The sequence below is a fragment of the Paracoccus haeundaensis genome, from assembly GCF_006239215.1.
Lineage (GTDB): Bacteria > Pseudomonadota > Alphaproteobacteria > Rhodobacterales > Rhodobacteraceae > Paracoccus > Paracoccus marcusii.
This window is the reverse complement of record NZ_VDDC01000012.1, coordinates 101,620-123,960: the sequence shown is the minus strand read 5'-3', so window position 1 is coordinate 123,960 and position 22,341 is coordinate 101,620. Positions and strand designations below refer to the sequence as shown.

Below are 22,341 nucleotides of genomic sequence, written 5' to 3'. Positions count from 1 at the left end.
GATGGCTTTCGACTTCGTCCGCGCCACCAAGTACTTCCTGATGGTGGATTTCATCAAAGGGTTCGGCTTGGGCATGCGCTATTTCTTCGCGCCCAAGGCGACCATCAACTATCCCCACGAAAAGGGTCCGCTCTCGCCGCGCTTCCGCGGCGAGCACGCCCTGCGCCGCTATCCCAACGGCGAGGAACGCTGCATCGCCTGCAAGCTGTGCGAGGCGATCTGCCCTGCGCAGGCGATCACCATCGATGCCGAACCGCGCGACGACGGCTCGCGCCGCACGACACGCTATGACATCGACATGACCAAGTGCATCTATTGCGGCTTCTGCCAGGAGGCCTGCCCGGTCGACGCGATCGTCGAAGGACCGAACTTCGAATTCGCCACAGAGACCCGCGAGGAGCTGTTCTACAACAAGGACAAGCTGCTGGACAATGGCGCCCGTTGGGAGTCCGAGATCGCGCGCAACCTGGCGATGGACGCGCCCTACAGATGACCGATCCCTTCACCAAGATGTTCCAGCAGATGCTGAGCCAGGGACAGGAGATGGCGCGGACCTTCAATCCGGCGCTGGAGCATTTCGACGTCAAGGCGTTCGAGAAGATGTTCCCGACCATGCCCGCGGACATGCTGGAGATGTGGTTCGGCAAGACCTTCAACCGCGACGGCCTGGATGCGCGCACCCGCCTGCTGGTGACCATCGCGGCGATGACCGTGCAGGGCGCGCTGGCCGAACCGCAGATGCGCATGACGATCCGCCACGCCATCGAGGCAGGCGCCACCCCGCGCGAGATCGCCGAGGTGATCTATCAGATGGGAATGTTCGGCGGCCTGCCGGCGATGCAGAAGGCGCTGGAGATCGCCCAGGGCGTCTTTACCGAATCCGAGGGGAGCCCCCAGTCATGATGACATTCGCATTCTACCTGTTCGCCATCTCTGTCTGCACGGCCGGCTTCATGGTGGTGCTGGCGCGCAACCCGGTCCATTCGGTGCTTTGGCTGATCCTGGCCTTCCTGTCGGCCGCGGGGCTGTTCGTCCTGCTGGGCGCCGAGTTCGTGGCCATGCTGCTGATCATCGTCTATGTCGGCGCGGTCGCGGTGCTGTTCCTGTTCGTGGTCATGATGCTGGACGTGGACTTCACCAAGCTGAAGGGCGAGTTCGCCCGCTATCTGCCGCTGGCCGGCCTGATCGCCATCGTCCTGCTGGCGCAGCTGGCCATCGCCTATGGCGCGTGGGAAAGCAGCGACCAGTCGGCGACCCTGCGGTCCGTGCCGATGGCGACCGAGGTTCTGAACACCAACGCGATCGGTCTGCTGCTCTATGACCGCTACATCCTGCCGTTCCAGATTTCGGGCCTGATCCTGCTGGTCGCGATGATCGGGGCGATCACGCTGACGATGCGGCACCGCACCAACGTCAAGCGCCAGGACGTGATCGCCCAGATGCACCGCGATCCGGCCAAGGCCATGCAGCTGCGCGACGTCAAGCCGGGGCAGGGGCTGTAAGCCTCCGCCCCAGCCAACGGAATATCAACGGGTGAGAGAGCCCGGAGGGACTGAACTGATGATCGGATTGACACATTACCTGGTCGTGGGCGCGATATTGTTCGTCGCCGGGATCTTCGGCATCTTCGTGAACCGCAAGAACGTCATCGTCATCCTGATGTCGATCGAGCTGATGCTGCTGGCGGTCAACATCAACTTCGTCGCATTTTCGGCCCATCTGGGCGATCTGGGCGGGCAGATCTTCACCATGTTCATCCTGACCGTCGCCGCGGCCGAAGCGGCCATCGGCCTGGCCATCCTGGTCGTCTTCTTCCGCAACCGCGGCACGATCGCGGTGGAAGATGTCAACGTGATGAAGGGTTAGGGTCATGGCTCAGTTCATTCTTTTCGCGCCCCTGCTGGGTGCGCTGATTGCAGGCTTCGGATGGCGCCTGATCGGAGAGCGCGGCGCGCAGATCCTGACGACAGCCATCCTGTTCGCCGCCGCGGCCCTGTCCTGGGTTGTCTTCCTGACCTTGGGCGAGCCGCAGAGCATCCCCGTCATGGACTGGATCGTCTCGGGCGACTTCACCTCCGAATGGGCGATCCGCCTGGACCGCCTGACCGCGATCATGCTGATCGTCATCAATTCGGTCTCGGCGCTCGTGCACCTCTACAGCTTCGGCTACATGGCGCATGACGAAAACTTCGGCGACGACGAGCCATACCGCGCGCGTTTCTTTGCCTATCTGTCGTTCTTTACCTTCTCGATGCTGATGCTGGTGACCTCCGACAACCTGCTGCAGATGTTCTTCGGGTGGGAGGGCGTGGGCGTCGCCTCCTATCTGCTGATCGGCTTCTACTTCAAGAAGCAGTCGGCGGGCGCGGCCGCGATGAAGGCGTTCATCGTCAACCGCGTGGGTGACTTCGGCTTCCTGCTGGGCATCTTCGGCCTGTGGTGGATGACCGGGTCGATCCAGTTCGACGAGATCTTCGCCCAGGTCCCGATGCTGGCCCAGACCGAGATGACCTTCCTGTGGCGTGACTGGAACGCGGCCAACGTGCTGGCGATCCTGCTGTTCATCGGCGCGATGGGCAAATCGGCGCAGCTGTTCCTGCACACCTGGCTGCCGGACGCGATGGAGGGTCCGACCCCGGTGTCAGCCCTGATCCACGCGGCGACCATGGTGACCGCGGGCGTGTTCCTGGTCTGCCGGATGTCGCCGCTTTACGAATTTGCGCCCGAAGCCAAGATGTTCATCGTCTATATCGGCGCGACCACGGCTTTCTTTGCTGCGACTGTCGGTCTGGTCCAGAACGACATCAAGCGCGTCATCGCCTATTCGACCTGTTCGCAGCTGGGCTACATGTTCGTGGCAGCAGGCGTCGGCGTCTATTCGGTCGCCATGTTCCACCTGTTCACGCATGCCTTCTTCAAGGCGATGCTGTTCCTGGGCGCGGGTTCGGTGATCCACGCGATGCATCACGAACAGGACATGCGGAACTATGGCGGGCTGCGCAAGAAGATCCCGCTGACCTTCGCGGCGATGATGATCGGCACGCTGGCCATCACGGGCGTGGGCATCCCGCTGACCCATATCGGCTTCGCGGGCTTCCTGTCCAAGGATGCCGTGATCGAGAGCGCCTTCGTCGGCAGCACCTATGCCTTCTGGATGCTGGTGATCGCCGCGCTGATGACCAGCTTCTATTCCTGGCGGCTGATGTTCATGACGTTCTTCGGCACGCCGCGCGGCGATCATCATGCGCATGACCACGCGCATGAGAGCCCGCGCGTGATGACCGCGCCGCTGGTCGTGCTGGCCTTCGGCTCGATCTTCGCAGGCATGATCTGGTACAACAGCTTCTTCGAGGAGGAGGGCGTTGCCGGCTTCTTCGGGATCGAGGCCGCCGTCCACCACGAGGAGGCCGGCCATGCCGAAGGCGCCGCCGTCTCGGGCACCGGCACAGCCCTGGAAGGCAGCGTGGCCGAGGCCCAAGCAGCGGAGCCCGAGGGTGCCGCAACCCATGCCGCCGCAGGCGCGGCCGAGGATCCGGCCGACATCGCCAGCTATACCGTGACACCCGGTGCGATCTACATGCGGCCGGATAACCATGTGATGCATGACGCCCACTATGTCCCCGCCTGGGTCAAGGTGTCGCCGTTCATCGCGATGCTGATCGGGTTCGGTCTGGCTTGGCTGATGTACATCCGCCGTCCCGAACTGCCCGGACAGTTGGCGGCGCAACAGCGGGGCCTGTACCAGTTCCTGCTGAACAAGTGGTACTTCGACCAAGCGTATGACGCGATCTTCGTGCGTCCCGCGCGCTGGATCGGCCGCAAGCTGTGGACGGCCGGTGACGGAGCCGTTATCGACGGCGCCATCAACGGGCTGGCCTTGGGAATCATCCCGCGCCTGACCCGGTTCGCCGGACGGGTGCAGTCGGGCTATCTGTTCCACTACGCTTTCGCGATGGTTCTGGGCATCGTGGGCTTGCTGATCTGGGTGATGATGCGGGGCGCGCACTGACATGACGAACCTTCTTTCCATCATCACCTTCCTGCCGATCGTGGCGGCGGGCATCCTGGCCCTGTTCCTGCGCGGCGACGACGCCGCATCGCAGAAGAACGCCAAGTGGCTGGCCCTGATCGCGACCAGCGCGACCTTCCTTGTGTCGCTGTTCCTGCTGTCGGGCTTCGAGCCTGCGAACACGGGCTTCCAGTTCGTCGAGGATCACGCCTGGATCATGGGCCTGCGCTACAAGATGGGCGTCGACGGGATCTCCGTCCTGTTCATCATGCTGACCACCTTCCTGATGCCGCTGACCATCCTGTCCTGCTGGGACGTCAAGATGCGGGTCAAGGAATACATGATCGCCTTCCTGGTGCTGGAAGGGCTGATGATCGGCGTCTTCGCGGCGCTGGACCTGATCCTGTTCTACCTGTTCTTCGAGGCGGGGCTGATCCCGATGTTCCTGATCATCGGCATCTGGGGCGGCAAGAACCGCATCTATGCCTCGTTCAAGTTCTTCCTCTATACGTTCATCGGCTCCGTGCTGATGCTGGTCGCGATGATCGCGATGGCACGCACTGCGGGCACTACCGACATCGCCCAGCTGCTGGCCTTCGACTTCCCGTCCGAGACGATGGCGATCATGGGCTTCAGCATCGTCGGCGGCATGCAGACGCTGCTGTTCCTGGCCTTCTTCGCCAGCTTCGCGGTCAAGATGCCGATGTGGCCGGTCCACACCTGGCTGCCCGACGCGCACGTGCAGGCGCCGACTGCGGGGTCCGTGGTCCTTGCGGCGGTTCTGCTGAAGATGGGTGGCTACGGCTTCCTGCGCTTCAGCCTGCCGATGTTCCCGGTGGCGTCCGACCTGCTGCAGGGCGTCGTCCTGTGGATGTCCGCCATCGCGATCGTCTATACGTCGCTGGTGGCGCTGGCGCAGTCGGACATGAAGAAGCTGATCGCCTATTCGTCGGTCGCCCACATGGGCTATGTGACCATGGGCATCTTTGCCGCCAACCAGCAGGGTCTGGACGGGGCGATCTTCCAGATGCTGTCGCACGGCTTCATCTCGGGGGCGCTGTTCCTCTGCGTGGGTGTCATCTACGACCGCATGCACACGCGCGAGATCGACGCCTATGGCGGTCTGGTGAACCGGATGCCGGTCTATGCGCTGGTCTTCATGTTCTTCACCATGGCCAACGTGGGCCTGCCCGGCACATCGGGCTTCGTGGGCGAGTTCCTGACCCTGATGGGGACGTTCCATGCCAACACCTGGGTGGCCTTCGTCGCGGCGACCGGCGTGATCCTGTCGGCGGCCTATGCGCTGTGGCTTTACCGCCGCGTCACCATGGGCGCGCTGATCAAGGAAAGCCTGCGCACGATCACCGACATGACCCCGCGCGAACGCTGGATCTTTGCGCCGCTGATCGCCATGACCCTGATCCTGGGCGTCTATCCGCGCCTGGTCACCGACATCACCGGCCCCTCGGTCCAGGCGCTGCTGGTGAATTACAACGACGCGCTGCCTGCTGATGCGGCGACGGGCGACCTGGCCTCGGCCACCGCCAGCCATTGAGGAACGCACGATGACCGGTTTGGATATCTCCACCATTCTGCCCGAGCTGCTGCTGGCGATCTATGCGCTGGCCGCGCTGCTGGCGGGGGCCTATCTGGGCAAGGACCGGATCGCACGGCAGATCCTGTGGGCCAGCGTGGCGGCGCTTCTGGCGGCGGCGATGGTGGTGGGCATGGCTGACCGCCCGCAGCAGAGCGCGTTCTTCGGGATGTTCATGGACGACGCCTTCGGTCGTTTCGCCAAGGTCACGATCCTGCTGTCCGGCGCCGCCGTCCTGGCGATGAGCGCCGAGTACATGGAACGGCATCGCCTGATGCGGTTTGAATACCCCATCCTGATCGTGCTGGCGACTGTCGGCATGATGGTGATGGTGTCGGCCGGCGACCTGCTGTCATTGTACATGGGCCTGGAGCTGCAGTCGCTGGCGCTGTACGTCGTCGCCGCGATGCGCCGCGAAAGCGTCAAGTCGTCCGAGGCCGGGTTGAAGTATTTCGTGCTGGGTGCGCTCAGCTCTGGCCTGCTGCTCTATGGTGCGTCGCTGGTCTACGGCTTTGCCGGCACCACGCAATTCGCCGGCATCATGCAGGCCGTTCAGGCGGGAAGCCTGCCCCTGGGCCTGCTGTTCGGTCTGGTGTTCCTGCTGGTCGGCCTGGCCTTCAAGGTGTCCGCCGTGCCGTTCCACATGTGGACGCCCGACGTCTACGAAGGCTCGCCCTCGCCGGTGACCGCGTTCCTGGCCACTGCGCCCAAGGTCGCGGCGATGGCGCTGATCGCGCGGCTGATGTTCGACGCCTTCGGGAACGTGCCGGCCGATTGGGGTCAGATCATCGCGGTGCTGGCGCTGCTGTCGATGTTCTTGGGCTCGATCGCGGGCATCGGTCAGCGCAACATCAAGCGTCTGATGGCCTATTCCTCGATCGCGCATATGGGCTTTGCGCTGGTCGGCCTGGCTGCGGGCACTGCCTATGGGGTGCAGGCCATGCTGATCTACATGGCCATCTATGCGGTCATGAACGTGGGCAGCTTTGCCTTCATTCTGTCGCTGGAACGCGACGGCCGCCCGATCACCGACCTGGAGAGCCTGAACCGCTTTGCCAGCGCCGAGCCGCTGAAGGCGATGGCGGTCCTGCTGCTGATGTTCAGCCTTGCGGGCGTGCCGCCGCTGGTCGGTTTCTGGGCCAAGTACGGCGTGCTGTCGGCAGCGGTCGATGGCGGCATGGCATGGCTGGCGGTCGCCGGCGTGATCGCATCGGTCATCGGCGCGTTCTACTACCTGCGCATCGTGTACTACATGTACTTCGGCGCCGAGACCGAGGGCGTGACCAGCCGCATGGGCAGCGTGCAGTACGCCGCCCTGCTGGTGCCGGCCTTCGCGCTGCTGCTGGGTTCGATCACCCTGCTGGGCATCGACGATGCCGCGGCGCTGGCCGCGCAGTCGCTGGTCGGTGAAGCCACGGTTGCGGGTGAATAACCCGCCCGCCACATGGCCCCAGGGCGTGGCACGCCATGTCCTGGACCGTGTGGACAGCACCAACGCCGAAGCCTTCAGGCTGGCCCCGACGCTTGGCGGGCCGGCTTGGATTATGGCGCGCGAACAGCAGGCCGGCCGTGGCCGCCGCGGCCGCGCCTGGACGGATCCGCCCGGAAACTTTGCCGCGACGCTGGTCCTGCGGCCGCAGGGGGCTGCGGCTGATGCTGCACGGTTGTCCTTCGTCGCGGCGCTGGCCGTGCATGACGCGCTGCGCGATCTGTGCGGTCCGGCGCTGAACCTGTCCCTGAAATGGCCCAACGACGTCCTGCTGAACGGCGGCAAGCTGTCCGGCATCTTGCTGGAGAGCAGCGGGGCAGGGGGACAGGTCGCGGTCCTGGCGATCGGCATCGGCGTCAATCTGGCGGAGGCCCCGGAGCCGTCCGAGGTCGAGGCCGGCGCGCTGCGTCCGGTCAGCCTGGCCGGAGAGACCGGCCTGACCATGACGCCCGACGATCTGCTGGACGCGCTGGCCGTCCGTTTCGACGAAGGCATGCGGCAGATGGCGGCCTATGGCTTTGCGCCGATCCGTGCGGCCTGGCTGGCCCGCGCCGCAAGGCTGGGAGAGACGATCACCGCCCGCACCGGCACCGCCGAGATCACCGGGCGCTTCGACGGTGTCGACGAAACCGGCGCCCTGATCCTGACGGGTCCGCGCGGACGCCAGGCGATTTCCGCCGCAGACATCCATTTCGGGGGCTAGATCCATGCTGCTGTGCATCGATACCGGCAACACGAACACTGTCTTCTCGATCTGGGACGGGACGCGGTTCCTGTCCCACTGGCGGATCCGCACGGATCATCGGCGGACGGCGGACGAATACTATGTCTGGCTGTCCACGCTGATCGCGGTGCAGCGGTTCGAGTTGCAGATCGACGCCTGCATCATCAGCGCCACGGCGCCGCGGGTGGTCTTCAATCTGCGGGTGCTGTGCAACCGCTATTTCGACACGCGGCCCCTGGTGGTGGGCAAGCCCGACTGCCTGCTGCCGGTGCCGCCGCGGGTCGATGCGGGGACGACCGTGGGGCCCGACCGGCTGGTGAACACGGTCGGCGCCTATGACCGGCACGGCCCGGACCTGATCGTGGTCGATTTCGGCACGGCCACCACATTCGACGTGGTCGACATCGACGGCGCCTATATCGGGGGCGTCATCGCGCCGGGTGTGAACCTGTCGCTGGAGGCGCTGCACATGGGGGCGGCGTCCCTGCCGCATGTCGATGTGACGATGCCGGCGACGGTGATCGGCACGAATACGGTTGCATGTATCCAGTCAGGCGTGTTCTGGGGATATGTGGGGCTGGTCGACGGTATCGTGGACAAGATCCGCGCCGAGCGCGACCGACCCATGAAAGTGATAGCCACTGGCGGGCTTGCGCCATTGTTCGATCAGGGGTTCGACCTGTTCGATGCGATTGAAGACGATTTGACGATGCACGGGCTTCGGCTCATTCACGACTTTAACAAGGAGATGGGAAATGGCTGAACGCCTGATCTATCTGCCGCTCGGCGGAGCGGGCGAAATTGGCATGAACGCCTATGTCTATGGATACGGCCTGCCCGGCAAGGAGCGGCTGATCCTGGTGGACCTGGGCGTCACCTTCGGCGACATGGAGGGCAGCCCGGGGATCGACCTGATCATGCCCGACCTGACCTGGCTGGAGAAGAACCGCCACCGGCTGGAGGCGATCTTCGTCACCCACGGCCACGAGGACCATATCGGTGCCATCGCGCATCTGTGGAAGCGGCTGGACGTGCCGATCTATGCACGCCGCTTCACCGGGACGCTGGTGCGCCTGAAGATGGAGGAGCACGGCCTGCCGACCGAGGTGGTCAACATCACCGAAGCGCGCCCTGCCGTGACCAATGTAGGCCCCTTCGGGGTGCAGTTCGTGCCGATCAGCCACTCGATCCCGGAAAGCAGCGCGCTGATCATTGACACGCCTGCGGGTCGCGTCGTGCATACGGGCGACTTCAAGATGGACGTGACCCCGGTCGTGGGCGACGCCTTCGACCCGGTCGGCCTGTCGCAGATCGCCGCCGAGGGCAAGGGCGTCAAGGTCCTGGCCTGTGACAGCACGAACATCTTTTCGACCCATCCCGGTCGGTCCGAGGCGGTTCTGGCGACCCCGATCCTGGAATGGGTCATGGCGCAGCCGAACCTGGTCGTGGCCACCACCTTTGCCAGCAATATCGCCCGTCTGAAGACGCTGGCCGATGCGGCGCGCGCTTCGGGGCGCAAGGTATGCCTGTTGGGCCGCGCGATGCGGCGCATGGTCAGCGTGGGCTTCGACAGTGGCATCCTGAAGGATTTCCCCGAGACGATCGGGCCCGAGGAGGCCGCCAAGCTGCCGCGCAACAAGGTCCTGCTGCTGGTCACCGGCAGCCAGGGAGAACGTCGCGCCGCCAGCGCGCAGCTGTCGCGCGGCCGCTATCTGGGCCTGTCCCTGAAGGAAGGCGACAGCTTCCTCTTCAGCTCCAAGACCATTCCCGGCAACGAGAAGTCGGTCGGCCGCATCATGAATGCGCTGAGCGAGGCCGGAGTCGAGGTCTGGGACGCCGATGACGGGCTCTACCACGTCTCGGGTCACGCGAACCGGCCCGACATCGAGGCGATGCACGACCTGCTGCGGCCCAAGGTCGTGATCCCCATGCATGGCGAGCACCTGCACCTGCGCGAGCATGTGATGCTGGCCCGTGCCAAGGGCATGACCGCCGAGATCGTGACCAACGGCACGATGCTGGACCTGACGGGCGATCGCCCCAAGGTCTGCGATCAGGTCGAAACGGGGCGCCTTTATCTGGATGGTAACCTGCTGATCGGCGCGATGGACGGGGTCGTGCGCGACCGCATCCGCATGGCGCTGAACGGGCACGCGATGGTCAGTGTGATCGTGGACGAGGACGACAATGTCCTGCCCGATGCCTGGGTCGAACTGATGGGCCTGTCCGAGCGGACCCGTTCGGGCGGCGAGCTGGCGCGCCAGATCGAGGCCGAGCTGTCCGAGTTCCTAGAGCGTGCCGATGCACGCACCGTGCGCGACGACGGCAAGATGGACGAGGCGATTCGCAAGATCACCCGCCAGGTCGCGATGGAGGAGATCGGCAAGAAGCCCGAGGTCACCGTCAGCATCAGCCGCCTGATGGCCGACTGACCGGAACCAGGCTTGCGTCCCGCGACGGGCCGGGGGGCCAGCCCCCCGGACCCCCCGATGTCCCACGGAGCGGAGGCGAAGGCTCGATTATCCCGCAGGGGGTCCGGGGGGTGCGAAGCCCCCCGGCCACCGCGGGACGCAAAGGCGCACAGGGGGCTTGAAACCGCGCCGCGCTTGCGGCAATGCCCGGCGTCATGAGCGACACATCCGAATCCGGCTTTGATCCGAACCCGCCCCGCCGCAACTTCTATGGACGGCGGCACGGCAAGACCCTGCGGCAGAGCCAGAAGGGTTATCTGTCCGAGGATTTGGGCGAGCTGCGGCCCTGCGGCATCACCCTGCAGGACAACCCGGAACGCACCCCGGTCGACCCTGCCGCGATCTTCGGCAACGACCGCCCCGTCTGGCTTGAGGTGGGCTTTGGCGGTGGCGAGCACATGGTCCACATGGCCGCCACCTATCCCGACATCAACATCATCGGATGCGAGCCGTTCATCAACGGCGTCGCGATGCTGCTGGGAAAGATCCGGGCGGCGGGCGTGACGAATGTCAGCGTTCACCCGGGCGATGCGCGCGACCTGATGGATGTGCTGCCCGATGCCAGCGTCGAGCGCGCCTTCTTGATGTATCCCGATCCCTGGCCCAAGGCGCGCCACCATCGGCGGCGGTTCGTGACGCCCGAACACCTGCGCCCCCTGGCCCGCGTGATGCGCCCCGGCGGGATCTTTCGCGTCGCCAGCGACATCCCGGACTATATCCGTCAGACCCGCGAGGAGGTGCCGCCGGCCGGGTTCGAGACGCTCGACGACACCGCTGTCGCATGGGACGACTGGATCAGCACCCGTTACGAGCAGAAGGCCCTGCGCGAGGGGCGTCCGCCCCATTACGTGACCTTTCGCCGTCTGTAGGGAAAGGCCCGCCGAAGCGGGCCTTTTTCATTCCACGGTGACGGATTTTGCCAGGTTGCGGGGTTGATCGACATCGGTGCCCTTGGCGACCGCCGTGTGATAGGCAAGGTACTGCATCGGCACGGCATAGAGGATCGGCTGGAACACTCCGCCGCCGGTGGGCAGGGCCAGGCTGGCCGTGATGCCGTCGCCCGCCGCCGCAATCCCCGCCGCGTCCGAAATCAGCAGCACCTGACCGTGACGGGCCATCACCTCCTGCATGTTCGAGATGGTCTTGTCGAACAGCGCGTCATGCGGCGCCAGCACCACCACCGGCACGTCGCCGTCGATCAGCGCGATGGGGCCGTGCTTTAGCTCTCCGGAGGCATAGCCCTCGGCGTGGATATAGCTTAGCTCCTTGAGCTTGAGCGCGCCTTCCAGCGCGACGGGGTACAATGCACCCCGTCCCAGGTAGAGGACGTCGCGGGCCTGCGCCAGCCAGTCGGCCTGCATCCGGCAGTCGTCCGACAGGGCCAGCGCCTGCGCCAGCAGCGCGGGGATGGCGCGCAGGTCGCGCAGATGGGCCGTTAGGGCGGCATCGTCGAGCCGACCACGGTCATGCGCCGCCTTCAGCGCCAGCACGGCCAGCACGGCCAGCTGGCAGGTGAAGGCCTTGGACGACGCCACGCTGACCTCGATCCCCGCCAGGGTCGGCAGCGCCATGTCGGCGTCGCGCGCGATGGCCGACGTGCCTACGTTCACCAGCCCCACGGTCCGCGCCACCTTACCGCGGGCATAATGCAGGGCGGCTAGGGTGTCCGCCGTCTCTCCGGACTGGCTGACGGCGATGAACAGGCTGCGATCCGACAAGGGCGGTTCGCGATAGCGGAATTCGGAGGCGACATCGATGTCACAGGGCAGGCCCGCCAGCTGTTCGAACCAGTATTTCGCCACATGCCCCGCCAGATGCGCGGTGCCGCAGCCGACCAGGGTCACCCGGTCCAAGCCCGCGAAATCCAGGCCGTCCGGCAGGACGATGCGGTCGCCCTTGACGTAATGGTTCAGCACGTCGCCTATCACCACCGGCTGTTCAGCGATTTCCTTGGCCATGAAGTGACGGTGCCCGGCACGGTCGATGACGGTCGCGCCGACATCGATGCGGGCGGTGGCGCGGTGGACCTGGTGGCCCTCCGCGTCCCAGATCTGCACGCCCGCGCGCGTCAGAACGGCGTGGTCGCCATCCTCCAGATAGGTGATGCGGTCCGTGAAGGGCGCCAACGCCACCGCGTCCGAACCAAGATACATCTCTTTGTCGCCATGGCCCACGGCCAGCGGGCTGCCCTTGCGGGCCGCGATCAGCAGGTCGGGCTGATCCTGGAACAGGAAGGCCAGCGCAAAGGCCCCCTGCAGGCGGGCCAGCGTGGCACGGGCGGCCTCCACCGGCGATAGGCCCTGATCCAGGTGATGCGCGGTCAGCAGCGCGACGGTTTCGGTGTCCGTCTGCGATTCGGGCATGATGCCCCGATCGGCCAGTTCGGCGCGCAGTTCGCGGAAATTCTCGATGATGCCATTATGGACGACGGCGACGGGGCCGGACTGATGGGGATGGGCGTTGACCTCGGTCGCGCCGCCATGGGTGGCCCATCGCGTGTGTCCGATACCCGCATGCCCCGTCAGCGGCCGATGGACCAGCAGGTCCGACAGGTTGACCAGCTTGCCCACCGCGCGCCGGCGCGACAGCTGTCCGGTCGCGTCCACGGTCGCCACGCCGGCGCTGTCATAGCCGCGGTATTCCAGCCGCTTCAGCGCATCGACCAGCTGCGGGGAAACCTCGTGGTTGCCCAGGATTCCGATGATGCCGCACATCAGCGCGCCTCCTTCTTCAGCCGCAGCGCCGCCATCAGGCGGGTCGCCAGGCCCGGTTTCGTGACCTGGCGGGCCCGGCCGATGGCCAGGGCGCCGTCCGGGATGTCCTCGGTGATGGTGCTGCCCGATCCGGTCATGGCGTCCGCGCCGACATGGACGGGGGCCACCAGCATCGTGTCGCTGCCGATGAAGGCGCGCGGGCCGATCGTGGTCCGATGCTTGGAGACGCCGTCGTAATTGCAGGTGATGGTACCAGCGCCGATATTCGTGTGCTCGCCCACATGGGCGTCGCCCAGATAGGTCAGGTGGCCGACCTTGACGCCCTCGTCCAGGACGGCGTTCTTGATCTCGACGAAGTTGCCGACATGGACATCCGTGCCCAGTTCGGCGCCGGGGCGCAGACGGGCAAAGGGTCCGACGGTGGCCCCTTCACTGACATGGCAACCCTCCAGATGGCAAAAGGGCAGGATCTCGGCGCCCGATTCCACCGTCACGCCGGGGCCGAAGACGACGTTCGGCCCGATCACCGCGTCGCGCCCGATGACCGTGTCCAGCGCCAAAAAGATGCTGCCCGGATCGGTCAGGGTCACCCCATCCTCCATCAGGGCCGCACGGGCACGGGCCTGGAAGGCGGCCTCGGCTGCGGCCAGTTCGGCGCGGGTGTTGATGCCAAGCGTCTCGGCCTCGTCGCAGATCACGACGTCGGCGCGGCGCCCCTCGGCGCGGGCCAGGGCCACCAGGTCGGTCAGATAGTACTCGCCCGCGGCATTGTCGTTGCCCAGTCCCACGATCAGGCGGCGCAACAGATCGGCCTGCAGCGCCATGACGCCGGAATTGCACAGCACGATCTCGCGGGTCGCAGCGTCGGCGTCCTTGTACTCGACGATACGCTCCAGCCCGCGGTCGGTGACGACCAGCCGCCCATAGCGGCCGGGATCGTCCGCCTCGAAGCCCAGGACGACCAGATCGGCGGGGTGGGCTGCCAGTTCGTCCAGCGTGTCCTGGGCGATGAAGGGGGTGTCGCCATAAAGGATGATCACCCGCCCCTCAAAACCTTCCAGGCTGGGCAGGGCCTGGCGCACGGCGTGCCCGGTGCCCAACTGTTCGGCCTGCAGCACGGTCTCGGCCTCGGGGTCCAGCTTGGCCACCGCCCGGGCGACGGCGTCCGCGCCGTGGCCCGTCACGACCACGATCTGTTCCGGCTGCAGGTTGCGCGCCGCGCGCAGCGCATGCCCGACCAGCGGCACCCCGCCAAGACGGTGCAGGACCTTGGGCAGGTCCGATTGCATCCGGCTGCCCTGTCCCGCCGCCAGAACCACGACCGCCAATCCAGCTTCCGACATCACCGCCCCCATCGCCTGTTTGCTTTTTCGTCACGGCGTTCTAATCGGGGCGGGACGCGCTGGAAAGGCCCGGCGCGGTCACCTTTGTTTTCCGAACATTTCCACGGGGGATGGCGCATGGCGGGTACGGTGGTCTTCGATCTGGACGGAACGCTGGCGGATACGTCAGGCGATCTGGTCGCGGCGGCGAATGCGTGCTTTCGCGCGCGGGGCCTGGGCGACCTGCTGGACCCGGTCGCGGATGCGCTGATCGCGTTTCATGGCGGACGGGCGATGCTACGGGCGGGCTATGGCCGGATGTCGGATGATACGCTGCTGCCGCCTGGTGCCGAGGATGAGGATTTCGACAGCCTGCTGTCCCATTACGGCGCGGCGATCGCCGTGCACACGCAGCTGTATCCGGGGGTCGAGGCGGCGCTGGACCGTCTGGCCGCCGACGGGCACCGCCTGGCCGTCTGCACCAACAAGCCAGAGGGCCTGGCCGAGACGCTGCTGCGCGAACTAGGCATCCGCGACCGGTTCGGCGCCATGATCGGCGCAGACACGCTGCCGGTGCGCAAGCCCGACCCGCGCCCCTATCAGGCCGCCGTCGAGGGCGCGGGCGGCACCGTCGCGCGGTCGTTCCTGGTGGGCGATACCGAGACCGACCGCAAGACGGCCGCGGCTGCCGGGGTGCGCGTCGCACTGGTCAGCTTCGGTCCCGAGGGCGAGGCGATCTCTCGCCTGGCGCCCGAGGTTCTGCTGGCGCATTTCGACCAGCTGCCCGCCATCGCCCGCGACTGGCTGGGCTGAGGGCCTATTCGGCCTCGTCGGCGGACTTGGCGTTCAGCTGGCCATAGTTCTGGGCGCCGATCGTCTCGAACAGGTGGATCTGCGTCTCCAGGAAGTCGATATGGCCTTCCTCGTCCTGGATCAGCTCCTCGAACAGCATCTTGCTGGGATAGTCGCCGACGGCGTCGCAATGGTCGCGCGCCTCGATGTACAGCGTGCGCGCGTCATGTTCCGCGGCCAGATCGCTGTCCAGCGTCTCGCGCAGGTTCTGTCCGATTCGCAGCGGGTCCAGCCGCTGCAGGTTGGGATGACCCTCCAGAAAGATGATCCGCTGGATCAGCTTGTCGGCGTGGTTCATCTCCTCGATGGATTCGGCGCGCGACTTGGCGGCGATCTTGCCGAAGCCCCAATCCTCCTGCAGACGATAATGCAGCCAGTACTGACTGACCGCCGTCAGCTCAGAGCGCAGTGCGGCGTTGAGATACTCGATGACCTTGGCGTCGCCCTTCATGGGTGGCATCCTTCTTGCTGTCGGTTCTGGCCCGCAAAATCGGCGGTGCGACGCCCAGCTTATCGCACGCGCGCATGGTGTCCAGAAACAGCGGCATGCAGCCCCCGCAATCGGCGCGCTTGCCCAGGGCGTGATAGATCTTGCCCGGCGTGATGATGGTCTGTGCATCCGCCGCGCGCATCCAGTCGATGGCAGCGCCGATGTCGTGATCCGAGATCATGGCGCAGTGGCAGACGATCATGGCGGGCTCCTGTCGGGCGGAGACTTACCAATTCTGTCGGGCTTGTAAAGTCCGACGTTTTCGCTTTGGCATCACGGCTGCTTGACGCGGGCGCGGGCGGGCCGCAAAACCCCGTGCCATGAAGCTGTCCGATTTCGATTTCGACCTGCCCGCCGACCTGATCGCCACGCGGCCCGCCAAGCCGCGCAGTTCCGCACGCCTGCTGCTGGCGGAAGGCGGGGCCATTGCCGATCGCCATGTGGGCGATCTGCCGCAGATCCTGCGCCCCGGCGACCTGCTGGTGCTGAACGACACCAAAGTCATTCCCGCCCGCCTGACCGGCACCCGCGCCCGCCAGACCCCGCAGGGCGAGGCCGTGGCGCGGATCGAGGTCACGCTGCTGGAACCCGCGGCCGAGGGCTGGCAGGCGCTGGCCAAGCCGCTGCGCAAGCTGCGCGTGGGCGAGGTGATCCGGTTCGGCGACGCCCTGTCCGCCAGCGTGGCCGAGATGACCGCGACCGGCCTGCGCCTGGTCTTCGACGCCACGGGTGATGCGTTCGACGCGGCGCTGCAGCAGGTGGGGGCGATGCCCTTGCCGCCCTATATCGCGGCGCTGCGGGCGCCGGACGACCAGGACCGCGACGACTATCAGACGGTCTGGGCCGCGCGGCAGGGCGCGGTCGCGGCCCCCACGGCCAGCCTGCATTTCGACGCCCCCCTGCTGGAGACGCTGGCGGCGCAGGGCGTCCAGTTCGTGCATGTGACCCTGCACGTGGGGGCGGGGACGTTCCTTCCGGTCAAGGTCGACGACGTCACCACCCACCGGATGCACGCCGAATGGGGAGAGGTGTCCCCCGAGGCCGCCGAGGCGATCAACCGCGCCAAGGCCGAGGGCCGCCGGGTGATCCCGGTGGGCACCACCGCCCTGCGCCTGATCGAATCGGCCGCCCCCCAGGTCGGGCGGATCGCGCCGTTCCGGGGCACGACCGACATCTTCATCTATCCCGGTTATCAATTCCGGGTGACCGACGGGCTGATGACGAACTTTCACCTGCCCAAATCCACGCTGCTGATGCTGGTTTCGGCCCTGATGGGGTCCGAGAAAATCCGGGAAATCTATGGACATGCGGTCGAACGGGGCTATCGTTTCTTCAGCTATGGCGACGCGTCGCTGCTGATCCCCTGAGGTCGGTTTCCTGCTGGCATCGGGGCCCCGTCGGGCATAGGTCGGGCATTCCGCCCCCACGCCCCTGAACAAGACGAGACCCGCGATGATTTCGGTGTTGCGCACCACATGGCCGCTGCTGCTTGGCATCCTTCTGCTGATGGTCGGCAACGGCATGCAGGGCACCCTACTGGGCATCCGCGGCGGGATCGAGGGCATTCCGACCTTCCAGATGTCCATCGTCATGGCCAGCTATTACGGCGGGTTCCTACTGGGCAGCCTGACCGTGCCGGACCTGATCAAGAACGTCGGCCATGTCCGCGTCTTTGCCGCCCTGGGGTCGCTGATCAGCGCCGTGCTGGTCCTGTTCGCGGTCGAGCCGCACTGGATCAGCTGGACGGTCCTGCGGTTCCTGATCGGGTTCTGCTTCTGCGGGGTCTATGTCACGGCGGAAAGCTGGCTGAACGCCGGCTCGACGAACGAGAACCGCGGCCAGGCGCTGTCGCTCTACATGATCGTGCAGTTGCTGGGCATCGTGATCGCACAGGCCCTGCTGAACGTCAGCAGCCCGGCGGGCTATCTGTTGTTCATCATCCCGTCCGTGCTGGTGTCGCTGGCCTTCACGCCGATCCTGCTGTCGGCCCAGCCCGCGCCGCAGTTCCAGACGATCAAGCGGATGTCCTTTGCAAAGCTGTACAAGGCATCGCCGCTGGGCTGCGTGGGGATCTTCCTGATCGGGGGCGTGTTCTCGGTCCTGTCGGGCATGTCGTCGGTCTGGGGCGCCCAGATCGGGCTGTCGGTGGCGCAGATCAGCCTGTTCGTGGCCGCGATCTATGCAGGGGGGCTGGTCCTGCAATATCCGATCGGCTGGATTTCGGACCGCTATGACCGGCGCAAGCTGGTCCTGGGCATGTCGGCCATCGGCGGGCTGTGCGGTCTGGTGACCGTCGCGGCGCAGCCGGGAACCCTTGGCCTGGTCATCGCTGGGGCGATCATGGGCGGGGTCGCGAACCCGGTCTATGCGCTGCTCTTGGCCTATACCAACGACTATCTGGATCAGTCCGACATGGCGTCGGCATCGGCGGGCCTTCTGTTCATCTATGGCATCGGCAGCATGGGCGGGCCGATCATCACCGGCTGGATGATGGGGATCATCGGGCCCGACGGGTACTGGGTCTACATGGGCGTCCTGCTGGCGCTGCTGACGGCCTATGCGGGATGGCGCACCACGCAGCGTCGTGCCCTGACCCCGGACGAACAGGGCAGCTTTGCGGTCATCACGCCCAACGCGACCCCCCTGGCGGTCGATGCGGTGCTGGAGGAGGCGCAGTCGGACGACCCGTCGCCCCAGCCTGCGACCTGACCGCCCGCTTGCCGCCTTGGGGCAAATGGTTTAACGCTGAACTATAATTCATCAGCGGGGGACCCGATGGCCCAGAATTTCGACTTGGTGGTGATCGGCGCAGGGCCGGGCGGCTATGTGGCCGCGATCCGGGGCGCGCAGCTGGGCCTGAAGGTGGCCTGCATCGAACGCGAGCATCTGGGCGGCATCTGCCTGAACTGGGGCTGCATCCCGACCAAGGCCATGCTGCGCTCTGCAGAGGTCTATCACCTGATGCACCGGGCCAAGGAATTCGGGCTGAAGGCCGAGGGGCTGGGCTATGACCTGGACGCGGTCGTGAAGCGGTCGCGCGGCGTTGCCAAGCAGCTGTCCGGCGGCATCGGCCACCTGTTCAAGAAGAACAAGGTGACGGTGATCATGGGCGAGGCCAAGCTGGCCGGCAAGGGGAAGGTCACCGTCAAGACCGATAAGGGCACCGAGGAGGTGACCGCGAAATCCATCGTGCTGGCCACCGGCGCGCGGGCGCGCGAGCTGCCGGGGCTGGAGCCGGACGGCAAGCTGGTCTGGAACTACAAGCACGCGCTGGTCCCGCCGCATATGCCGAAGAAGCTGCTGGTCATCGGGTCGGGCGCCATCGGCATCGAATTCGCCAGCTTCTTCAACACGTTGGGCGCCAAGACGACCGTGGTCGAGGTCATGGACCGCGTCCTGCCCGTCGAGGATGCCGAGATCAGCGCCTTTGCCAAGAAGCAATTCGTCAAGCAGGGCATGACGATCATGGAAAAGGCCGCGGTCAAGAAGCTGGACCGCAAGGGCTCGACCGTCACCGCCCATATCGAGGTCGGCGGCAAGGTCGAGACGCAGGAGTTCGACACGGTGATTTCCGCCGTGGGCATCGTCGGCAACACCGAGGGACTGGGCCTGGAGGAGGCCGGGATCAAGGTCGATCGCACCCATGTCATCACCGACGAATACTGCCGCACCGGGGTCGAGGGCGTCTATGCCATCGGCGATCTGGCCGGCGCGCCCTGGCTGGCGCACAAGGCCAGCCATGAGGGCGTGATGGTGGCCGAGCTGATCGCGGGCAAGCACCCCCATGCGATCAAGCCGGGCAGCATCGCGGGCTGCACCTATTGCCACCCCCAGGTCGCCTCGGTCGGCCTGACCGAGGCCAAGGCCAAGGAGCAGGGGCTGGACATCAAGGTCGGCCGCTTCCCCTTCGTCGGCAACGGCAAGGCCATCGCGCTTGGGGAACCGGAAGGCATGATCAAGACTATCTTCGACGCCAAGACGGGCGAGCTTCTGGGGGCGCACATGGTCGGCGCCGAGGTGACCGAACTGATCCAGGGCTATGTCATCGGGCGCCAGCTTGAGACGACCGAACAGGACCTGATGGAGACGGTCTTCCCGCATCCTACCTTGTCCGAGATGATGCACGAATCCGTGCTGGACGCATACGGGCGGGCCATCCACTTCTGATCGCGGCTGGAACACGGGAACGAAGGGGGGCGGTTTTGCCCCCCTTTTTTTTCGTTAGTCGGCCGGTGTCAGCGTGGTGATGCCCGCGGCCGCGGCACGGGCCAGGTCGGGGTCCAGCGACATGCCGATGTATTCGCCTCGCCGCCACAGGCCTGCCAGGTCGTCGTAATGGCGCGACAGCGGATGACCCGACTGTCCGGTCGAGGTGATGAACACCGAACTGTCCGGGTCCGCCAGGTCGATCACGCTGCGATAGCCGGCCCCGCCGATCGCCTGATAGGGGTCGTCGCCGGTGCCGATCATGCCGGTGCGGGCCACGGTGAACTCTCCGCCCGAGATCGACTGGGTGATGTTCATGATCCAGCCAAGCGCGGGCAGCGCGCCCAGGCCCGGATGCACGTGACGCGCCTGATGCGCGTCGCCCCACCGCCAGCTGGTCACGTCGGGACCGTATTCGGCGGTCAGGTCCAGTATGGCGCGGTCCAGCGACTGGCGGGCAATGGTCGCGCAATCCTCGGTCGCGGCGCTTTGGACCACGTCGCACCAGGCGGCGGCGCCGTCGCGATCGCGGAACACCGCGTCGATGAAATGCGGCTGAAGGCGGATCAGGTCGTCGGCCAGCGGCCCCAGCTCGTCCCGAACCAGGCGGTCCTGCAGCGCGCCCATCCAGGCGGCATAGATCAGGGGTTCAGGCAGGTGCTCGTTCATGGCGCCGTCCCATTCGGCCAGCAGGGTCAGGGCGTCCTGACGTTGGCGTTCCGGAGTGCCGGGCGCCGCCGGATCGCCGGTGAACCACAGGTTCGCCCCCACCAGCGGCAGCAGGGCGCGGGCCGCAGGGCTGACGACGTCCAGCTGTGCGGCGATGAAGCTGTCGCGGGAATGCACCTCGCGCCCGCCCAGCAGCCCGGACAGCCGGTCATGGCGCAGCCCGTCGGCCTCCGGCTCCTCCGTCGCGAGGGCAAGCCCGTCCTGCGGGCGACGCGCCTGGGTCGCCAGCGACACGGTGCCCTGCCATGCGGTTTCGGTCAGCCAGCCGGGCGAGGGCAACGCGCCCTTGGTCGGATGGTCGTCGGCCCGCTGGGGTGCCGCGCCTGCGGCCAGCCGGGTGACGATCTCTCCCTGCGCCAGGGTTACGTCCAGCGCCGGGGCGACCACGTCGGCCAGGGCGCGGGTCGCCTGATCGGCGTCGCCGGCCCGCATCAGCGCCATCAGCGCGGACATCGTGCGGTCGCGCTGCGACAGCCCCGTCCAGCGCAGCGATGGGACATGCCCGATGGGCGTCACGTCGCGCAGACCCGGGTCCAAGCCGGGAACGACGGGACCGTTCTGCGTCTCCCGCAGGGTGATGGTCTGGGGGGGCGCGTCCAGAACGCGGATCACCTCGGTCCGGGTCTGGAACTCCGTCCAGCCCTGCGTGCCGCGATAGCGGTCGGTGTTGCCGGGCTGGACCTCCTCGATGGCGATGTCGGCCACGTCCAGGTCCAGCGGCGTCAGCGCCCAGGACAGCGTCGGATTGCGCCCCGACAGGACCAGCGGCATGCCTGGCACCGTGGCCCCGATCACCCCGCCGCCTTTTAGCTCCAACCGTGCCAAATAGTACAGCGACGGCACCGTCAGCCCGGCATGCAGGTCGTTGGCCAGCAGCGCGGCCCCCGCGGCCGTCCGCTGTGCCTCGGCGCCGAAGGCGTTGCCGCCAAGCGCCTGTTCGGGGCGCAGGAAGCCAAGCGGGTCATAATCCGCCTGCGGGTCCAGGCGCCGTTCGGGCGCACCAAGGCGCGCACCGGGAAATAGCCCCGCATAGTCGGGCAGGGCGGCAGGTATGCCGGCCCGGTCGACGATCTGCATGCCGCGTTCGGGCCAGGCCAGGGCCAGCCGGGCGCGCAGGATCTCCTCTCCCGCGGAATCGGTTCCGGCCGCCGCCATCAGCTTCAGGATCGCCAGCGAATCGGCGGGCTGCCAGAAGGTGATGACATCCGGGAACAGGAAGAATTCGGGCGCGCCGCGCCCCATCGCACCGTCGTTGACGATGCGGATCCACTGGTTCACCCCGTCGGCATAGGCCTGCAGCGCCGCAAGCGTGTCATCGTCCTGCACCTCCAGCGAAGCCTGGGCCGCGCGCTGCAGGCCCAGCCTGCGGATCAGGTCGTCGGCGGGCAGGGCGCGAGGGCCATGGACCTCGGCCAGCCGGCCCTGCGCCGCGCGGCGCAGCAGAGTCATCTGGAACAGCCGGTCCTGCGCATGGGCCAGGCCCAGGGCAAAGAACACGTCCGCGTCGGTCTTGCCGAAGATGTGCGGCACATTCTCGGTCGAGCGCACGATCTCGACCGGGGCGGTGATGCCCGTCACCGGATAGCTGGCGGTATAGTCGGGCAGGGACCGCACGGCGAAATACCAGACCAGCACGGCGGACAGGACCGCCAGGACGATCAGCGCGATGGTCAGCCGCAGAAGCCAGCGAAACAAGGTCAGCATGTGCGGGCAGGTCCTTGGCCGGGGGCGCGGCACGGGT

The 22,341-nt window shown here is 66.5% G+C and carries 20 protein-coding genes; 15 read left to right on the top strand and 5 right to left on the bottom strand.

All coding sequences use genetic code 11. From position 1 onward, the window contains the following. The first annotated feature begins 1 nt into the window (after nucleotide 1). The 11 genes from nuoI to trmB all read left to right on the top strand — a co-directional run bounded on the left by nuoI (nucleotide 2) and on the right by trmB (nucleotide 11,156). The gene (gene nuoI, locus FHD67_RS07915; protein WP_139598379.1) at nucleotides 2-493 is read left to right on the top strand and encodes an NADH-quinone oxidoreductase subunit NuoI; all 492 of its coding nucleotides are present in this window, start codon (nucleotides 2-4) and stop codon (nucleotides 491-493) included. Then, the gene (locus FHD67_RS07910) at nucleotides 490-903 is read left to right on the top strand and encodes a carboxymuconolactone decarboxylase family protein (RefSeq protein ID WP_045998818.1); all 414 of its coding nucleotides are present in this window, start codon (nucleotides 490-492) and stop codon (nucleotides 901-903) included. Before nuoI ends, FHD67_RS07910 begins: the two co-directional genes overlap by 4 nt. Beyond that, a complete protein-coding gene (locus FHD67_RS07905) occupies nucleotides 900-1,502 on the top strand; it encodes an NADH-quinone oxidoreductase subunit J (protein WP_045998819.1) in 603 nt (200 codons plus the stop codon). The genes FHD67_RS07910 and FHD67_RS07905 overlap by 4 nt, the downstream gene beginning before the upstream one ends. A gap of 58 nt (nucleotides 1,503-1,560) precedes the next feature. Further along, on the top strand, nucleotides 1,561-1,866 hold the full coding sequence (gene nuoK / locus FHD67_RS07900; RefSeq protein WP_042248542.1) for an NADH-quinone oxidoreductase subunit NuoK: 306 nt from the start codon (nucleotides 1,561-1,563) through the stop codon (nucleotides 1,864-1,866). A 4-nt stretch (nucleotides 1,867-1,870) separates the two neighbouring features. Further along, complete coding sequence (nuoL, locus tag FHD67_RS07895; protein WP_139598378.1) at nucleotides 1,871-4,009, top strand: NADH-quinone oxidoreductase subunit L; 2,139 nt, start codon at nucleotides 1,871-1,873, stop codon at nucleotides 4,007-4,009. A gap of 1 nt (nucleotide 4,010) precedes the next feature. After that, on the top strand, nucleotides 4,011-5,564 hold the full coding sequence (locus FHD67_RS07890; RefSeq protein ID WP_045998821.1) for an NADH-quinone oxidoreductase subunit M: 1,554 nt from the start codon (nucleotides 4,011-4,013) through the stop codon (nucleotides 5,562-5,564). A 10-nt stretch (nucleotides 5,565-5,574) separates the two neighbouring features. Then, nucleotides 5,575-7,035: an NADH-quinone oxidoreductase subunit NuoN gene (nuoN, locus tag FHD67_RS07885; protein ID WP_139598377.1), complete on the top strand. Its 1,461-nt coding sequence runs from the start codon at nucleotides 5,575-5,577 to the stop codon at nucleotides 7,033-7,035. A gap of 25 nt (nucleotides 7,036-7,060) precedes the next feature. Then, entirely contained in the window at nucleotides 7,061-7,795 is a 735-nt protein-coding gene (locus FHD67_RS07880) for a biotin--[acetyl-CoA-carboxylase] ligase (RefSeq protein WP_246071261.1), read from the top strand. A gap of 4 nt (nucleotides 7,796-7,799) precedes the next feature. Further along, nucleotides 7,800-8,579, top strand: coding sequence for a type III pantothenate kinase (locus FHD67_RS07875; RefSeq protein ID WP_045998823.1), 780 nt, complete (start codon nucleotides 7,800-7,802; stop codon nucleotides 8,577-8,579). Continuing rightward, on the top strand, nucleotides 8,572-10,248 hold the full coding sequence (locus FHD67_RS07870; protein ID WP_045998824.1) for a ribonuclease J: 1,677 nt from the start codon (nucleotides 8,572-8,574) through the stop codon (nucleotides 10,246-10,248). Before FHD67_RS07875 ends, FHD67_RS07870 begins: the two co-directional genes overlap by 8 nt. A gap of 194 nt (nucleotides 10,249-10,442) precedes the next feature. Further along, the gene (gene trmB, locus FHD67_RS07865; protein WP_139598375.1) at nucleotides 10,443-11,156 is read left to right on the top strand and encodes a tRNA (guanosine(46)-N7)-methyltransferase TrmB; all 714 of its coding nucleotides are present in this window, start codon (nucleotides 10,443-10,445) and stop codon (nucleotides 11,154-11,156) included. A gap of 27 nt (nucleotides 11,157-11,183) precedes the next feature. On the opposite strand, the gene glmS is transcribed toward trmB, so the two are convergent. Both glmS and glmU read right to left on the bottom strand, forming a co-directional pair. Then, complete coding sequence (glmS, locus tag FHD67_RS07860; protein ID WP_139598374.1) at nucleotides 11,184-13,001, bottom strand: glutamine--fructose-6-phosphate transaminase (isomerizing); 1,818 nt, start codon at nucleotides 12,999-13,001, stop codon at nucleotides 11,184-11,186. Next, nucleotides 13,001-14,344, bottom strand: a complete 1,344-nt coding sequence (gene glmU, locus FHD67_RS07855; protein WP_139598373.1) for a bifunctional UDP-N-acetylglucosamine diphosphorylase/glucosamine-1-phosphate N-acetyltransferase GlmU — start codon at nucleotides 14,342-14,344, stop codon at nucleotides 13,001-13,003. Before glmU ends, glmS begins: the two co-directional genes overlap by 1 nt. Before the next feature lie 117 nt (nucleotides 14,345-14,461). Here glmU and FHD67_RS07850 point away from each other — a divergent pair, with 117 nt between their 5' ends. Then, nucleotides 14,462-15,136 carry an HAD-IA family hydrolase gene (locus FHD67_RS07850; protein WP_139598372.1) on the top strand — a complete coding sequence of 225 codons (675 nt, stop codon included), beginning with the start codon at nucleotides 14,462-14,464 and terminating at the stop codon, nucleotides 15,134-15,136. A 4-nt stretch (nucleotides 15,137-15,140) separates the two neighbouring features. On the opposite strand, the gene bfr is transcribed toward FHD67_RS07850, so the two are convergent. After that, nucleotides 15,141-15,626 (bottom strand): bacterioferritin, encoded by a 486-nt coding sequence (gene bfr, locus FHD67_RS07845; protein WP_045998827.1) that lies wholly within the window; start codon nucleotides 15,624-15,626, stop codon nucleotides 15,141-15,143. After that, nucleotides 15,574-15,867, bottom strand: coding sequence for a (2Fe-2S)-binding protein (locus FHD67_RS07840; protein WP_139598371.1), 294 nt, complete (start codon nucleotides 15,865-15,867; stop codon nucleotides 15,574-15,576). Before FHD67_RS07840 ends, bfr begins: the two co-directional genes overlap by 53 nt. A 118-nt stretch (nucleotides 15,868-15,985) precedes the next feature. Here FHD67_RS07840 and queA point away from each other — a divergent pair, with 118 nt between their 5' ends. The 3 genes from queA to lpdA all read left to right on the top strand — a co-directional run bounded on the left by queA (nucleotide 15,986) and on the right by lpdA (nucleotide 19,832). Next, complete coding sequence (gene queA, locus FHD67_RS07835) at nucleotides 15,986-17,032, top strand: tRNA preQ1(34) S-adenosylmethionine ribosyltransferase-isomerase QueA (RefSeq protein WP_139598370.1); 1,047 nt, start codon at nucleotides 15,986-15,988, stop codon at nucleotides 17,030-17,032. Between the two features lie 85 nt (nucleotides 17,033-17,117). After that, entirely contained in the window at nucleotides 17,118-18,374 is a 1,257-nt protein-coding gene (locus FHD67_RS07830; RefSeq protein ID WP_045998830.1) for an MFS transporter, read from the top strand. A 66-nt stretch (nucleotides 18,375-18,440) separates the two neighbouring features. Then, on the top strand, nucleotides 18,441-19,832 hold the full coding sequence (gene lpdA, locus FHD67_RS07825) for a dihydrolipoyl dehydrogenase (protein WP_045998831.1): 1,392 nt from the start codon (nucleotides 18,441-18,443) through the stop codon (nucleotides 19,830-19,832). Between the two features lie 54 nt (nucleotides 19,833-19,886). Here lpdA and FHD67_RS07820 read toward each other — a convergent pair whose 3' ends face one another. Next, nucleotides 19,887-22,304 (bottom strand): penicillin acylase family protein, encoded by a 2,418-nt coding sequence (locus FHD67_RS07820; RefSeq protein WP_139598369.1) that lies wholly within the window; start codon nucleotides 22,302-22,304, stop codon nucleotides 19,887-19,889. Between the last annotated feature and the right edge of the window lie 37 nt (nucleotides 22,305-22,341).

Excerpts from the sequence above, each read along its gene's own strand:
- nuoI (WP_139598379.1), top strand. The coding sequence starts at position 2 with ATGGCTTTCGACTTCGTCCGCGCCACCAAGTACTTCCTGATGGTGGAT.
- FHD67_RS07910 (WP_045998818.1), top strand. The coding sequence starts at position 490 with ATGACCGATCCCTTCACCAAGATGTTCCAGCAGATGCTGAGCCAGGGA.
- FHD67_RS07905 (WP_045998819.1), top strand. The coding sequence starts at position 900 with ATGATGACATTCGCATTCTACCTGTTCGCCATCTCTGTCTGCACGGCC.
- nuoK (WP_042248542.1), top strand. The coding sequence starts at position 1,561 with ATGATCGGATTGACACATTACCTGGTCGTGGGCGCGATATTGTTCGTC.
- nuoL (WP_139598378.1), top strand. The coding sequence starts at position 1,871 with ATGGCTCAGTTCATTCTTTTCGCGCCCCTGCTGGGTGCGCTGATTGCA.
- FHD67_RS07890 (WP_045998821.1), top strand. The coding sequence starts at position 4,011 with ATGACGAACCTTCTTTCCATCATCACCTTCCTGCCGATCGTGGCGGCG.
- nuoN (WP_139598377.1), top strand. The coding sequence starts at position 5,575 with ATGACCGGTTTGGATATCTCCACCATTCTGCCCGAGCTGCTGCTGGCG.
- FHD67_RS07875 (WP_045998823.1), top strand. The coding sequence starts at position 7,800 with ATGCTGCTGTGCATCGATACCGGCAACACGAACACTGTCTTCTCGATC.
- FHD67_RS07870 (WP_045998824.1), top strand. The coding sequence starts at position 8,572 with ATGGCTGAACGCCTGATCTATCTGCCGCTCGGCGGAGCGGGCGAAATT.
- trmB (WP_139598375.1), top strand. The coding sequence starts at position 10,443 with ATGAGCGACACATCCGAATCCGGCTTTGATCCGAACCCGCCCCGCCGC.
- glmS (WP_139598374.1), bottom strand. The coding sequence starts at position 13,001 with ATGTGCGGCATCATCGGAATCCTGGGCAACCACGAGGTTTCCCCGCAG.
- glmU (WP_139598373.1), bottom strand. The coding sequence starts at position 14,344 with ATGTCGGAAGCTGGATTGGCGGTCGTGGTTCTGGCGGCGGGACAGGGC.
- FHD67_RS07850 (WP_139598372.1), top strand. The coding sequence starts at position 14,462 with ATGGCGGGTACGGTGGTCTTCGATCTGGACGGAACGCTGGCGGATACG.
- bfr (WP_045998827.1), bottom strand. The coding sequence starts at position 15,626 with ATGAAGGGCGACGCCAAGGTCATCGAGTATCTCAACGCCGCACTGCGC.
- FHD67_RS07840 (WP_139598371.1), bottom strand. The coding sequence starts at position 15,867 with ATGATCGTCTGCCACTGCGCCATGATCTCGGATCACGACATCGGCGCT.
- queA (WP_139598370.1), top strand. The coding sequence starts at position 15,986 with ATGAAGCTGTCCGATTTCGATTTCGACCTGCCCGCCGACCTGATCGCC.
- FHD67_RS07830 (WP_045998830.1), top strand. The coding sequence starts at position 17,118 with ATGATTTCGGTGTTGCGCACCACATGGCCGCTGCTGCTTGGCATCCTT.
- lpdA (WP_045998831.1), top strand. The coding sequence starts at position 18,441 with ATGGCCCAGAATTTCGACTTGGTGGTGATCGGCGCAGGGCCGGGCGGC.
- FHD67_RS07820 (WP_139598369.1), bottom strand. The coding sequence starts at position 22,304 with ATGCTGACCTTGTTTCGCTGGCTTCTGCGGCTGACCATCGCGCTGATC.